12 protein-coding genes are annotated in these 12,710 nt (G+C 65.5%); 7 read left to right on the top strand and 5 right to left on the bottom strand.

Annotation, left to right across the window (positions count from 1 at the left end; all coding sequences use genetic code 11):
• The first annotated feature begins 4 nt into the window (after positions 1 to 4).
• The 3 genes from hpaD to AC239G_RS04335 are packed head-to-tail and all read left to right on the top strand — an operon-like array spanning position 5 to position 2,711.
• Positions 5 to 1,141 carry a 3,4-dihydroxyphenylacetate 2,3-dioxygenase gene (hpaD, locus tag AC239G_RS04325; protein WP_181270998.1) on the top strand — a complete coding sequence of 379 codons (1,137 nt, stop codon included), beginning with the start codon at positions 5 to 7 and terminating at the stop codon, positions 1,139 to 1,141.
• A gap of 11 nt (positions 1,142 to 1,152) precedes the next feature.
• Positions 1,153 to 1,938: a fumarylacetoacetate hydrolase family protein gene (locus tag AC239G_RS04330; protein ID WP_139469275.1), complete on the top strand. Its 786-nt coding sequence runs from the start codon at positions 1,153 to 1,155 to the stop codon at positions 1,936 to 1,938.
• Positions 1,923 to 2,711, top strand: a complete 789-nt coding sequence (locus AC239G_RS04335; protein ID WP_139469277.1) for an HpcH/HpaI aldolase family protein — start codon at positions 1,923 to 1,925, stop codon at positions 2,709 to 2,711. The genes AC239G_RS04330 and AC239G_RS04335 overlap by 16 nt, the downstream gene beginning before the upstream one ends.
• Here AC239G_RS04335 and AC239G_RS04340 read toward each other — a convergent pair.
• Entirely contained in the window at positions 2,702 to 3,175 is a 474-nt protein-coding gene (locus AC239G_RS04340) for a DUF6194 family protein (RefSeq protein ID WP_216657199.1), read from the bottom strand. The genes AC239G_RS04335 and AC239G_RS04340 overlap by 10 nt on opposite strands.
• Positions 3,176 to 3,201: 26 nt before the next feature.
• Here AC239G_RS04340 and AC239G_RS04345 point away from each other — a divergent pair, with 26 nt between their 5' ends.
• Positions 3,202 to 3,948, top strand: coding sequence for a MerR family transcriptional regulator (locus AC239G_RS04345; RefSeq protein WP_139909695.1), 747 nt, complete (start codon positions 3,202 to 3,204; stop codon positions 3,946 to 3,948).
• Positions 3,949 to 3,957: 9 nt separating this feature from the next.
• On the opposite strand, the gene AC239G_RS04350 is transcribed toward AC239G_RS04345, so the two are convergent.
• Complete coding sequence (locus AC239G_RS04350) at positions 3,958 to 5,904, bottom strand: LPXTG cell wall anchor domain-containing protein (RefSeq protein ID WP_139907101.1); 1,947 nt, start codon at positions 5,902 to 5,904, stop codon at positions 3,958 to 3,960.
• 816 nt (positions 5,905 to 6,720) lie between these two features.
• Between AC239G_RS04350 and AC239G_RS04355 the strand changes: the two genes are divergently transcribed.
• Together AC239G_RS04355 and AC239G_RS04360 are read left to right on the top strand one after the other, a co-directional pair.
• Complete coding sequence (locus tag AC239G_RS04355; RefSeq protein ID WP_487489883.1) at positions 6,721 to 8,070, top strand: PrsW family intramembrane metalloprotease; 1,350 nt, start codon at positions 6,721 to 6,723, stop codon at positions 8,068 to 8,070.
• 9 nt (positions 8,071 to 8,079) lie between these two features.
• Positions 8,080 to 9,270 (top strand): MarP family serine protease, encoded by a 1,191-nt coding sequence (locus tag AC239G_RS04360; protein WP_487489884.1) that lies wholly within the window; start codon positions 8,080 to 8,082, stop codon positions 9,268 to 9,270.
• A gap of 24 nt (positions 9,271 to 9,294) precedes the next feature.
• Here AC239G_RS04360 and AC239G_RS04365 read toward each other — a convergent pair whose 3' ends face one another.
• From AC239G_RS04365 to upp, 3 genes are all read right to left on the bottom strand, one after another.
• On the bottom strand, positions 9,295 to 10,236 hold the full coding sequence (locus AC239G_RS04365) for an endonuclease/exonuclease/phosphatase family protein (protein ID WP_487489885.1): 942 nt from the start codon (positions 10,234 to 10,236) through the stop codon (positions 9,295 to 9,297).
• 75 nt (positions 10,237 to 10,311) lie between these two features.
• Positions 10,312 to 11,130, bottom strand: coding sequence for a winged helix-turn-helix transcriptional regulator (locus AC239G_RS04370; RefSeq protein ID WP_139907110.1), 819 nt, complete (start codon positions 11,128 to 11,130; stop codon positions 10,312 to 10,314).
• Between the two features lie 287 nt (positions 11,131 to 11,417).
• Entirely contained in the window at positions 11,418 to 12,056 is a 639-nt protein-coding gene (gene upp, locus AC239G_RS04375; RefSeq protein WP_139469287.1) for a uracil phosphoribosyltransferase, read from the bottom strand.
• Between the two features lie 73 nt (positions 12,057 to 12,129).
• Here upp and AC239G_RS04380 point away from each other — a divergent pair, with 73 nt between their 5' ends.
• On the top strand, positions 12,130 to 12,681 hold the full coding sequence (locus tag AC239G_RS04380; RefSeq protein WP_139469289.1) for a tRNA adenosine deaminase-associated protein: 552 nt from the start codon (positions 12,130 to 12,132) through the stop codon (positions 12,679 to 12,681).
• Positions 12,682 to 12,710 lie beyond the last annotated feature (29 nt).

Here is a 12,710-nt window from a genome sequence, read left to right on the forward strand (position 1 = left end):
AGCCATGACCAAACGCACTGATATGACCCGGACCTCGGCCGGCTATTTCGTCAGCCAGGAGACGGGCATCTCCACCGACAACCCCATCGCCACTCCGCAGGTGAGCCCGCCCGACATCCTCCGCTGCGCCTATATGGAACTCGTCGTCACCGACCTCGCCGCGTCGCGGGAATTCTACGTCGACGTGCTCGGACTCTACGTCACCGAAGAGGACGAGAACACGCTCTACCTGCGTTCGACGGAGGAGTTCATCCACCACAATCTCGTCCTGCGCAAGGGCGAGGTCGCCGCCGTGGCTGCGTTCTCCTACCGGGTGCGCAGCCCGGAAGAGCTCGACAAGGCAGTAGCCTTCTACACGGAACTCGACTGCGATGTCCGACGCAATCCCGACGGCTTCGTCAAGGGCGTGGGCGACTCCGTGCGCGTGGTCGACCCGCTCGGCTTCCCGTACGAGTTCTTCTACCAGTCCGATCACGTCGAACGCATGTCGTGGCGCTACGACCTGCACATCCCCGGCGAACTCGTCCGCCTCGACCACTTCAACCAGGTCACCCCGGATGTGCCGCGGGCCGTGAAGTACATGCAGGACCTCGGCTTCCGCGTCACGGAGGACATCCAGGACGAGGAGGGCACGGTCTACGCCGCGTGGATGCGCCGCAAGTCCACCGTCCATGACACGGCGATGACCGGTGGCGACGGACCGCGCATGCACCATGTCTGCTTCGCCACCCATGAGAAGCACAACATCCTCTCCATCTGCGACAAGCTCGGTGCCCTGCGCCGGTCCGACTCGATCGAGCGCGGACCCGGCCGCCATGGCGTCTCGAACGCGTTCTACCTCTACCTGCGCGACCCCGACGGTCACCGCGTCGAGGTGTACACGCAGGACTACTACACCGGCGACCCGGACAACCCGGTCATCACGTGGGACGTCCACGACAATCAGCGCCGCGACTGGTGGGGCAACCCCGTCGTGCCGTCCTGGTACACGGACGCCTCGCTCGTCCTCGATCTCGACGGCAACCCGCAGCCCGTGCACGCCCGCACGGACGATTCGGAGATGGCCGTGACGATCGGTGCCGACGGGTTCTCCTACACCCGCGCGGATGAGAATGAGGGCAAGCTGGGCAACCAGCTCTGAAAGGAATCCACATGCTCGATGAGGCAACGATCGCGGTCATCGCCGACGATCTCGCTCAGGCGGAGCAGACTCGGTCGAAGATCGGTCTGCTCACCGCGAAGTATCCGGACATGACGGTCGAGGACTCGTATGCGGTGCAGAACGAATGGCGCCGTCGCGGTGAAGCCGCCGGTCGTCGACTCTATGGTCACAAGATCGGACTGACCTCGAAGCCGATGCAGCAGGCCACCGGCATCACCGAACCCGACTACGGAGCGATCTTCGCCGATCAGGTCTATGACACCGGGTCCGTGATCGACCATTCGCAGTATTCGGGCGTACGCATCGAGGTCGAACTCGCCTTCGTGCTGCGCGACGAACTGCGCGGACCCGACGTCAGTCTCTTCGACGTCCTCCGGGCCACCGAATACGTCGTCCCCGCACTCGAGGTGCTGTCCTCGCGCATCGAGATGGAGGGCCGCACGATCGTCGACACCATCTCGGACAATGCGGCACTGGGGGCGATGGTCCTCGGCGGCCGTCCCGTTGCCGTCGATGCCGTCGACCTGCGTCGCGTGAACGCCCTGCTCTACCGCAATGAGACGATCGAGGACTCCGGAGTCGCCGCCGCCGTCCTCGACCATCCGGCCCGCGGAATCGTGTGGTTGGCAAACAAACTCGCCGAGCACGGAGATGTGTTGCAAGCCGGAGAGACCGTGCTCGCCGGGTCGTTCACCCGCCCCATGTGGGTGCATCCCGGCGACACCGTGCACGCCGACTACGGAGAGCTGGGAGTCATCACATGCCGTTTCGAGTAGAGCTTCCGCAGACCTTCGCCGACCGGGTGGCCGGCCTCGGCGACGGGGAGTACCTGGCCGGGATGTGGGTGTGCTCGGGTTCGCCCGTGGCCGCCGAGATCGCCGCCGCCTCGGGAATGCAGTGGGTGCTCATCGACGCCGAGCATTCCCCGATCGGACTCGAGACGACGACGAGTCTGCTGCGCGCGATGAACGGCTACCCGGCGACCCCCGTCGTACGGGTGCCGGTCAACGACACGGTGCTCATCAAGCAGCACCTCGACCTCGGCGCGCAGAATCTGCTCGTGCCGATGGTCGATACGAAATCCGACGCCGAGGCGGCTGTGGCGGCCGTCCATTATCCGCCGAAGGGTGTGCGCGGGGTCGGTTCGGCCCTGGCCAGGGCCTCCCGGTGGAACGCCGTGGACGGGTACCTGGGGCGCGCCGATGAGTTCGTGTCCCTGACGGTGCAGATCGAATCGGCGACCGCGGTGGACAACGCCGCTGAGATCGCCGCGGTCGACGGAATCGACCAGATCTTCGTCGGGCCCTCCGACCTGGCTGCGTCGATGGGGCTGCTCGGTCAGCAGACCCATCCGGACGTCACCGATGCGGTGGCTCGGACCTTCGAAGCAGTGAAGGCCGCCGGCAAACCCGTCGGTGTCAACGCCTTCGACCCCGAGCAGGCACGGAAGTACCTGGAAGCCGGAGCGTCCTTCGTCCTTGTCGGCGCCGACGTCGGTCTGATGATGAACGGCGCCCGCGCCTGGGCCGACACTTGGGTTCAGGACTGAGCTCGCTCCCAGCGGTGCCGGGCATCATCGTGGGCGGCGATGAGGAGTTCGTCGACCTGCTTCTCAGTGCGTGAGCCTGGATTCACGACCGCTACCCACCCCTGCCTGCGATACAGCGGGTGGGGGTGGATTGCGTCTGTGACGGACTGCTGACCCGGGGTGTCCGCGTTCGCGTCGACGTCGGGGCCGGGCTCGCCGAAGAGTGCGGAGAACCGGGCACGCCCGATGTGGAGATTGAGCCTCCAGCGATCGGGAGCCGAGAGCTCGGAGGCCGTGTCGTCGGGGTAGTCCTTGGTGATGATGGTGGCGAACGGCTGAGTGTTCGCAAGCACTTCTCCGTCGGGAGCGAAATAGAAGAAGTGGTCTCCCCAGGTCAGCTCGGGGTACGGGCCGCCGGCCTCGGGAGCGATGTGGAGCAGTCCGTCGAGAGTGTGGAAACGGTCGATGATCTCGTGCATACTCATGGTTCAAGTGTGCACTTGAAGTGCTTATGTCGGGTTTTTGTCGGGAGGTGATCACTCTGCGCACTGCGGACGTGGCTTCGCTCAGCGGGTATTCGGTGCAGCAGATCCGTCAGCTCGAATCCCGCGGTGTCATTCCCGCAGCCGCTCGGGAGGACAATGGCTACCGGCGGTATTCAGACGTGCATGTCAGTGCATTGTCCGCATACCGTGATCTTGCTTTCGCCGTCGGTCCTGTTGCGGCCCGATCGGTGATGACCGAACTTCCGCGGCTCGATCCCCGTGAGGCGATCGCCCTTCTCACCGGCAAAGTGACTGAAGTGGACGAGCATCGACGTCAGGTCGTTGCAGCACGCTCGATGCTGCTCTCGATCCAGTCAGAAGCTGAAACTGCCGGCGAGCATGGGCGCGAGACGACCGACGAATCGATGACGATCACCGAACTTGCTGAGGCGGTGGGCGTGCGTGCATCCACGTTGCGATACTGGGAATCGGAGGGACTGACTACCCCGCACCGGGTGGGCTCCGGAGCTCGAACCGCGCGTCTCTATCGGTTCGGAGCGATCAGAGATGCAAGGATCACTGCCGCGCTGCGGTCCGGAGGGTACGGCATTCACGAGATCCGCGAAGCTTTGGCAGTGGTGCGAGGGCTCGGTGATACGAGCTCGATGCTCGCCGCACTCGACGACAGACTGGACGATCTGGCGTTGCGTGGGGCGGCGGTCTTGCGAGCCGGGGGTGTTCTCGCCGGCACGATCGGCGGAGAACACCCCTGAGCTCACTTCTCAGTCCGTCTCGCGGCGGCTGCCGGAAATCAGCAGGATCGTCGAGCCGAGTCCGACGAGGACGATGCCCAGGCCGATGAGCATCCCGTTGCCTGTCGTGCCGGTGCGGGGCAGCTCACCGGATGGTGCCGGGGCCGCCGGAGATGCGGGGGTCTCGGGAGTTTCCGCGACCGGTTCGACCGGTGGAGATTCGGGTTTCTCCGGGGCCTCAGGATTCTCCGGCTGTTCCGGGGGAGCCGGAGGGGTGCTTGGCTCCTCCGGCGGCGTGCTGGGTTCTTCCGGGGGAGTCGACGGCTTCTCCTCGGGTGGGCGGTGCACGGTCTCGGCGGGAACGCCCCAGTCGCTCGTCCACGCCTTGTTGACGTCGCTGCCCTCGATCGCCGTCACATAGGTGACCCAGCCGACGGGCATGTCGATCGGCTCCGTGTCGATCTCGACGCGGCCGTTCTCGTCGGCGTTGACGGTGAAGTCCTGCACGGACAGCTCGGTGCCGTCGGGCTTCTTCGACTGCGCGGGCTCGGTCTCCACGTGGTAGGCGGTGATGGTGAGGACGGCTTCGGAACCCGGCCGCAGTCCGGTCACGGCCACCTCGTCGTGGGTAGATGTCCCCTCGAGCACTGCCTCGGTGTCGGCGGTCGGAGTCCACGGGGCGAACCCCGTCTCACGGGGTTGGCCGTGGATTCCCTTCCATTCCTTCGTTGCCTTGTCCCCGGCGATCGTCTCGGTGAAGTACAGCCAGCCGCGGAAGTCCTCGGGCACGGTGATCTCGTCGGATGTGTGGGTGCCGTTGCCGACATTCTTCGAGGTCACGGATCCGATTTCGCGAGCGTCATCGTTCTTGATGCCCTGCCTCGGTGCCGTCGCGGTCTGCCACAGGGTGTGTTCGACGGTGACGGTGTGGTCGCCGATGAGGCCGGAGACGGTGAATTCGTCGGTGACCGTCTCACCCGGTGTCGGTGTCTGGTCGGAGATCTCGGTGGTCACCTTCGGCTGGGAACTCAGCTCCAGTGACGCCTTGTCCGTGACGGAATCGGGGGTGTCCGGGGTGATGACTCGCTGTACCCGAGTGCCGGACGTCGGTTCGAAGACGCGCACGGTCTGCGGGGCGACCTTCGCCGAGGCGGTCACGGACAGAGTGCCGGGGGCGCTCGCCCGCAGTGTCGTGGCCACGGGTTCCTTCCCCGTGGTCACAGTCGTCGGGGCTTTCGCAGTGCCGGTGGTCTTGAGCGTGACAGGAACGTCGGGGACCTGTGCACCTGAGGCGCTGAGCAGGGACACCGTCAGCGTCGCCTCATCGGTGGGAGTACCGAGGACCTTCGGCTTGTCAGTTTTGTCGGAGGCCCAGGAGTCAGGAGAAGTGGTGGATTCCGGGGCGGCATAGGGTTCGAGCACGGGCATGCGCATGACCGGCTCGAGGCTGATGTCGAGGGTGTAGGGACCGGCCAACTTCTTGGCCTCGGCGAGGATCGTCGAGTGCTTCTTCGCGGCCGCCGCGAACTTCTTGCCCAGATCGGCCGGCTTCTGCGGCGGCACCTTGTGATCGTGGGGGAGCGCCTTGTCGAGTCGGGCCATCGCGCTCAACGCGGCCTGCACATCTTTCGACGTCGAGCCGGCATATTCGTGCAGTGCCCACGCTGTGCGAGCCGAGATGACCGTGTCGGCCTTCGCATTCTTGAAGTGCTTCGGCAGCGGAGACTTCTTGCCCGCATCGATGCAGTAGGCGGAGGTGTCAGGGAAGGTCCGGTAGGAGCCGTACCAGGTCTTGCCCTGTTTCGCATGGTGCCAGATGCCCGGACCGTAGGCGTTGGGTGCGGTGTGCACCGGAACCTCGCCGAGGCCGACCGGCGGTCCCGCGGCCATGGCCGGTCCCAGCCCGATGAGCGAAGCGATTGTGAGGACGGTGAGCAGCAGCGCGGTGCGCAGCGATGCGATTCTGAGAGTGATCATGGACCGATTCGACATTGGGCGCTGGCTGGTCATCTAGGGCTGATTGAGGGGCTGTGGATACCGCTTTGAGCGTCCACAGGTTCTGACGTGTGAGTGGGGGAGGTGCTGGTCGCTGCAGGGAGGGGAGTGGCCCCGGGGAGGAACGGCCGCGTCGGGTGCGTGTGGTGGGCGATGCCGACCGTCGGGCGACGGTCGTGGGTGCAGGGGCGGTCTGACGGCCGTCTGGTTCCCCCGCCGACACAGAGTCGACGAAACTGCGTCCATCCACAGTCGAAAATGGTTGAGTGGGGCGGGGGACGTCGTTTGAAGAACGTGGCAGTCGGCTGAAGTGTTGCTGGACGGATACACGGCGGGGCCGTTCACGGCGGGCTGGGACTCTAGACTGAGGTGAGCGGAAATTCCCCCATCGCAGAAGGACAGACTATGTCGGCACAGAACGGTCCCGGTTCGCAGAGACCGCAGCCGCCCCAGGTGCAGGGCCCACCGAACCCGAACGTGCCCCCGGCACAGGGACAGATGCCGCCTCAGGGCCAGGTCCCTCCGCCGCAGCCACACAATCCGCAGCAGGGGCAGCCGCAGAATCATGATCGGTTCCGGCCGCGACCACAGGGGTCGCAGCAGCCGAACCAGCAGCAACCCGGCGGGTCGCGGCCGCAGCAGCCGCCCATGCAGGGACAGAATCGGCCCCCAGCGCCGGGTCGACCCATGCCGCCGCAGAACCAACCGCCCATGCAGGGACAGCCGATGCAGGCACCCGGCCGACCCATGCAGCCTCAGATGCAGCCGATGCCGGGCCAATCCATGGCTGGTCAACCCATGCCTGGCCAGCCGGTGATGTACGCGCCCCCGCCTGCGCAGGCCCGCGTCTATGCTCAGCCGCGGTTTGCTCCGACGGTGACGCAGGAGATGCGTATCCGTGCAGGCATGCAGGCACCCCAGCAGGTCGTCACCGACACTCCCTGGACCGGCGCCGTGCGGAAAACACAACCGGAGACCGAACCCGACTCGACCGGAAACATCGTCCGGCTCGTCGCTGCAATCCTCGTACTCGTCGGGCTTGTCATCGGATTGGCATTACTTGCCCTGCTCGGCGGACTGAGCTTCGGCGTCCGCCTCTTCGGTCTCATCGGACTCGCGGCGATCCCTCTTCTCGGCATAATCGCCTACGTCCTCTGGCTCGACCGCTGGAGACCGCAGCCGAAGCTCCTCCTGGGCATCTGTCTCCTCTGGGGTGCTGTCGCCTCGGTTATCCTCACCCTCGGCTTCTCACTCGTCGGTGAGGTCGCGCTCTATATGATCGGCATCAATGGTGTGCCCGACGTCATCGGTGCGGTGATTCAAGCTCCGATCCTCGAGGAATCGACGAAGACCGTCCTCCTCCTCGTCATCGTCCTTGCCGCTCGCCGCTATTTCGAAGGGCCCCTCGACGGGCTCGTCTACGGTTCGCTCATCGGTGCGGGCTTCGCCTTCACAGAGAACATCCTCTACCTCGGCCAGTCGTGGAACGACGGCGAGTTTCTGGGCCTCGCCATGACGTTCGCCATGCGCTGCCTCGGATCGCCGCTGCTCCACACGGCGTTCTCAACCTGCGCTGGTGTGTCGATCGGACTCGCCGCCCGCAAATGGCCGTGGTGGTCACTCATCCTCATGTGGCTGCCCGGACTTGCACTCGGCATGATCCTGCACGGTTTCTGGAACGCCTCGATGACGTTCCTCGGTGTCCTCGGCCAAGCGACCAGTGACGTGATGGGCGGAATGCTTCCGCAGATCATCGGCCTCGTCGTCCTCAGCGTCATCCTCTCCGCCGCCTGGGTGACGCTCGGTCTCATCCTGCGCCGCAGCGAACGCATGCACACTCAGAACATGCTCGGTGACTATGCGAACTCCGGTTGGCTCACCCATGCCGAGGTCGACATGCTCGGCACCTGGAAGGGCCGGAAGAACGGACGCGACTGGGCGAAGTCGTTCCCGGGCGGCAAGGAGGAGATGAAGACCATGATCCGCACCTCCGGCAAGCTGTCGACGACGCGGATGCGCGTGCTCGCCGGAATCGGCGGAGAACAGGAACGCAAGATCGAACGGGCCGAACTCCAGCAGTTCGCCGACGCCCGTGAACGTCTGCTCGCGGCCTCCAAACAGACCGCCTCCCAACAGACTGTGCGGTAAGTTCCAGCGGTGACGATCTTCGACATTCTCCTCATCGTCCTCGGCATCGGGGCGCTCTTCGCCGGGTTCCGCCAGGGCATCATCACCGCCCTCGGAACGGCGGCGGGCTTCATCGTCGGCTGGATCCTCGGCCGATTGCTCTCCCCGCTCGTCGAATCGCTGAGCGCCGGCACCGACGTCATGGACAACCAGGGCGTGCTCATGCTGCTGGCCTCGATGCCGTTGGTCCTCAGCGTCCTCTTCGCCTTCGCCGGCAGCGGCATCGGGGCGTGGATCAAGAACAATATGGACTCCGACCTCGGCCAGGGCATCGACGCCGTCGGCGGCACCGTCACCGCCGGAATCGTCTATGTCCTCGTCATCTGGCTCGCCGCCGGATTCATCCGCACCACCCCGCTCGTCGAACCCAACCGCTGGGTCGCCGACTCCTCCGTCATCGCCGCGATCGACCGCACCATTCCCTACTCCTCCCAGAACGCCCTGGGCGGACTGGCGAAAGGACTGAGCGCCTCCGGATTCCCTCAGGTGTTCTCCGGGCAGCCCGAACAGATCCGCGGAGTCGGAGAACCCGACGAAGGCATGGTCGACGTCGGACGCAGCGTCGAGGACTCGGTCGTCAAGATCACGACGACGGCCACCAGCTGCGCCACTGGTTCGGAAGGCTCCGGCTTCGTCTATGAAGACGGACTCGTCGCCACCAACGCCCACGTCGTGGCCGGATCCACTGAGTTGGCCGTACAGGTCGGGGGCAAGGGCAGACCCTACCGCGCCGAGGTGGTCGAATTCGACGCCGAAGCCGATGTGGCCGTGCTCCGGGTCCAGGGTCTCGATGCTCCCGCTCTCGACTTCGGCAACGGGCTCGGACCGGGAGACGACTCCGTCGTCGTCGGATTCCCCGCGAACGGTCCCTATACGATCTCACCGACCCGAGTGCGGGAGAAGATCAACGCCCGCGGACTCGACATCTACGATTCGCAGTCGGTCGTCCGCGAGGTCTATGCACTGCGCGGAATCGTCAGGGAAGGCAATTCGGGCGGCCCGCTCATCGACGCCGACGGAAACGTCGTCGGCATGGTCTTCGCCCGCTCCGCCACCGATGACGAAACCGGCTACGCCCTCACCCGAGCCGAGATCGCCGACGAACTCGACGCCGGTGCCGTCGAGCGCGCACCGCAGCCGACGGGGCAGTGCACGAACTGAAACCAGTGCACGAACTGACCCCGACTACTTGAGGTCGAGCCCGGCGAGGACGGCGCGGTGGTCGCTCGACCCGCGTTCTAGCACCTCGTCGGAGGTGGCGTCGAAACCTCGGTAGAGGACATGGTCGAGCCGGGTGACGGGGAACTGGGAGGGCCAGGTGAAGCCGAAGCCGCCTCGGGCCTCTTCCCGGGTATCCTGCAGCGGCGGCACCAAGGTCTCCATATTGTTGTCCGTCGTCGCCGTGTTGAAGTCGCCGGCGACGACGACATGTTCGGCACCATCGGTCTCCACCGTCGTGGCAAGGCGGCGCAGAGCGGCATTGCGCATCGATTCGTGGCCAGGGCGCACCGAAGGCATATGCACGGCGTAGAAGCGGATGTCACCGTGATCGGTCGAGATCGTGGTCGCGAACGCGCGCGGCCACTGCAGGCCGAGGTCGACCTCCTCGGGCTCCGACATCGGCCACTTCGACCATACGCCGATGGTGTCGACGACCTGCGAATGCTCGAACGAGGAGTCGAGCTCCTTGTGGATGATCTTGCCGGACAGGGATTCGAGTTCCTGGATCGTGACGATGTCCGGATCACGGTCGACGATGTTCTGCGCGGCAGCCGTGGGCTGCGGCATCCTCGCCCCCACATTGTGAGTGGCCACCGTCAGGTCCGGATCACCGGAATCCTCGTTCGGCAGCAAGGCGGGGCCGAACATCCCCGTCCACACCAGAGCGGGCACGAGGAACCCGATGGCCGAGAGCCACGAGAAGCGGATGAGGAACATGAGCAGCACGAGCGCGAGGAAGACTCCCGTCCACGGCAGCACCGATTCGAGGATGAGCGCGATGCCCATCCGCGTCGGCAGCAGATCGTGGAGAAGCAGGAATGCCGCATAGAGGATCCCGAAGATCAATGCGGTGATGCCCTTCGCGGGGGTGTGCCTTCTGCGCGGTGAGGAATATGCCTGGTTCATCGATCAACGATCTTAACCGGGAAGTCTGGCCCCACGCTGGAAGCGACTTGCGACGCGGCTCACAGCCGCACGACGTCAGCGACGCGCAGTCGCGCTCCACACAGTCACATCGGGGTGGGTGTCGTAGCGATAACCCGAACCCCTCATCGTGCGCACCACGGAGGCATATTCGCCGAGGCGGCGCCGCAGTCGGCGGATGTGGACGTCCACGGTGCGTTCGTCGGGAACCTCACCGCCGGACCATACCGCGGTGATGAGGTCCTCACGGGGCAGGGTCTCATCGGCATGGGAGACGAGGGTGGCGAGCAGGTCGAATTCCTTCGTCGTGACATCGACGAGGTCGCCGTCGATGCGGACCTCGCGGCGAGGGATGTCGATGCGCAGACGTTCGCCGGTGGCCTGGGTGTAGGCGTCGCCGGCCCGTCCGCCGAAACCGCGGGGTGCGGGAGCCGCCGGAGCAGCCTCCTCGCGCAGGGCCGGCGGGTGGATGCGGTTGGGAATGCGCGAACGCACGGGGCCGTGTGTCGCCGCCGGTGCACCGGTCGCAGCGGGGGAGCCGTTGGCCACGGCTCGCACGGCGTCGATATCGCTGCCGCGGCCCTCCGGTGCCAAGGCGATGACGGCCTGGGTCTCGGCCTGGCTGGCGAGTTCCTTGGCGTAGGCCTGCAGCTCAGCGGCGATTGCGGAGAGGTTCGTGCCGTCGGCGGCGGCCTTGGTCTCGTCGAGTCCGATGTAGACGATGATTCCGCGGGCGGCCTTCGGCGAGGGGACGACTCCGGCGGGCCCGTAGGTGTGCGGTGGGTTCTGCGGGTCGACTGCGCTCAACCTGGCTCCTGCACGTCGAGTGGCCACTGCACTGCGGGGGTGGACGTAGGCGGGTTCTGGATTCGGCATAGCTGTCCTTTGCTCCGACCATGAGGTCGATATGACTGGAAGAGTCCGCTGCTTGAGTGAACTCGTTCGAGGCCGGACAGCGGGAGTACGATCACCGACCACGAACGCAGGGCATACACATATGTGCGCCCGGCATTCGCATCTGATGGATCGTCGAAGTCATGACTTCATTATTTGTCACAAAACTTCGGCCGCGCAAAGGAAAACCCGAAAATGAGACGACTGTGACGAAATATGACGTCACAGTCGCCGGGGTCGACGACCGAAATCGTCATCCGCAGGTGCCGTCAGTCGACGATTCCGTACATCCGGTCCCCGGCATCGCCGAGTCCGGGCACGATGTAGCCCTTCTCGTTGAGCTTCTCATCGAGTGCCGCGGTGTACACCTTCACCTCGGCGGAATCGCTGTAGTCGCGCTCGATGCGCTGGACGCCCTCGGGTGCGGAGACCAGGCACACGGCGGTGACGTCGCGAGCTCCGCGAGCGAGCAGGAAGTCGATCGCCATGGCCAGGGTGCCGCCGGTGGCGAGCATCGGATCGACGACGAAGATCTGCCTGCCGGTGAGGTCATCAGGCAGGCGATCGGCATAGGCGCTGGGCTCGAAGGTCGTCTCGTCGCGGACCATTCCGAGGAAGCCCACCTCGGCAGTGGGCAGGATGCGCAGCATTCCGTCGAGCATGCCGAGCCCGGCGCGCAGGATCGGGACCACGACGGGGCGGGGCTCGGCGATGCGGGTGCCGACGGTCGTCGTCACCGGAGTCGAGATCTCCTTGTCTTCGACGGCCACCGAGCGGGTCGCCTCATAGGCGAGCAGCATGACGAGCTCTTCGGTGAGCTGTCGGAAACGAGCGGAATCCGTATTCACATCGCGCAGAGCGGTGAGTTTGTGGGCGATGAGCGGGTGGTCGGCTACGTGAAGATGCATACCCCAAATGGTACGGGAGAACTTCGGGCTCAAGGCAGTGGTCAACGCGGGGCGAAGCGTTCACAATGGAGGCATGTCGTACTTCACTGAGATCCTGGCCGATTCCGGCGATGGCTTCCGCGCCCTCGATGTCGACGTCCGTGACGCGAACGACCTCGACGACCTCGTCGATATGATGCGTTCGGCAGCCGGCGATGACGGAGAGGCCGTGGCCGTCATCGAACACGAAGACGAATGGTTCGGGCTCGTGCGCCTGTGCCGGAACAATGAGGTCAAGGTCTTCCTGTCCGACCTCGCCGCGGCCGAGGCGAGCCCGTTCGCGGAGATCTTCGCCGACTTCCTCGACTCCCGTCCCGACGCCTACGACGCCGAGCCCGAAGAGGACTTCGGCGCCGAGGAGGACGAGGCCGCGGTCGATGAGGAGGACGACGAAGACGAGGTCGAAATGCTCGAGTTCGACGCCGATGCCGAATGGGGCGGAGACGCCGATATCTACTCCGACCGCGGAGTCCCGGCCGCCACCCTCATCGACCAGGTCGAAAGCTATCGGTCCGACCCGGCCCGCGTCGTCGCCCATGTCGGTGAGACCGTCGGCTTCGCCGATCAGCTCGAGGCCGCACGCTGACCGCTGCGTCCGTGACCCGGCTCGATGAA

The sequence above is a fragment of the Brevibacterium sp. Lmc1 genome (assembly GCF_057654315.1).

Coding starts and splice junctions, on each gene's coding strand:
- AC239G_RS04355 (WP_487489883.1), top strand. CDS start 6,721: ATGCCTGGCCAGCCGGTGATGTACGCGCCCCCGCCTGCGCAGGCCCGC.
- AC239G_RS04380 (WP_139469289.1), top strand. CDS start 12,130: ATGTCGTACTTCACTGAGATCCTGGCCGATTCCGGCGATGGCTTCCGC.
- hpaD (WP_181270998.1), top strand. CDS start 5: ATGACCAAACGCACTGATATGACCCGGACCTCGGCCGGCTATTTCGTC.
- AC239G_RS04330 (WP_139469275.1), top strand. CDS start 1,153: ATGCTCGATGAGGCAACGATCGCGGTCATCGCCGACGATCTCGCTCAG.
- AC239G_RS04345 (WP_139909695.1), top strand. CDS start 3,202: ATGTCGGGTTTTTGTCGGGAGGTGATCACTCTGCGCACTGCGGACGTG.
- AC239G_RS04365 (WP_487489885.1), bottom strand. CDS start 10,236: ATGAACCAGGCATATTCCTCACCGCGCAGAAGGCACACCCCCGCGAAG.
- upp (WP_139469287.1), bottom strand. CDS start 12,056: ATGCATCTTCACGTAGCCGACCACCCGCTCATCGCCCACAAACTCACC.
- AC239G_RS04335 (WP_139469277.1), top strand. CDS start 1,923: ATGCCGTTTCGAGTAGAGCTTCCGCAGACCTTCGCCGACCGGGTGGCC.
- AC239G_RS04340 (WP_216657199.1), bottom strand. CDS start 3,175: ATGAGTATGCACGAGATCATCGACCGTTTCCACACTCTCGACGGACTG.
- AC239G_RS04370 (WP_139907110.1), bottom strand. CDS start 11,130: ATGCCGAATCCAGAACCCGCCTACGTCCACCCCCGCAGTGCAGTGGCC.
- AC239G_RS04350 (WP_139907101.1), bottom strand. CDS start 5,904: ATGATCACTCTCAGAATCGCATCGCTGCGCACCGCGCTGCTGCTCACC.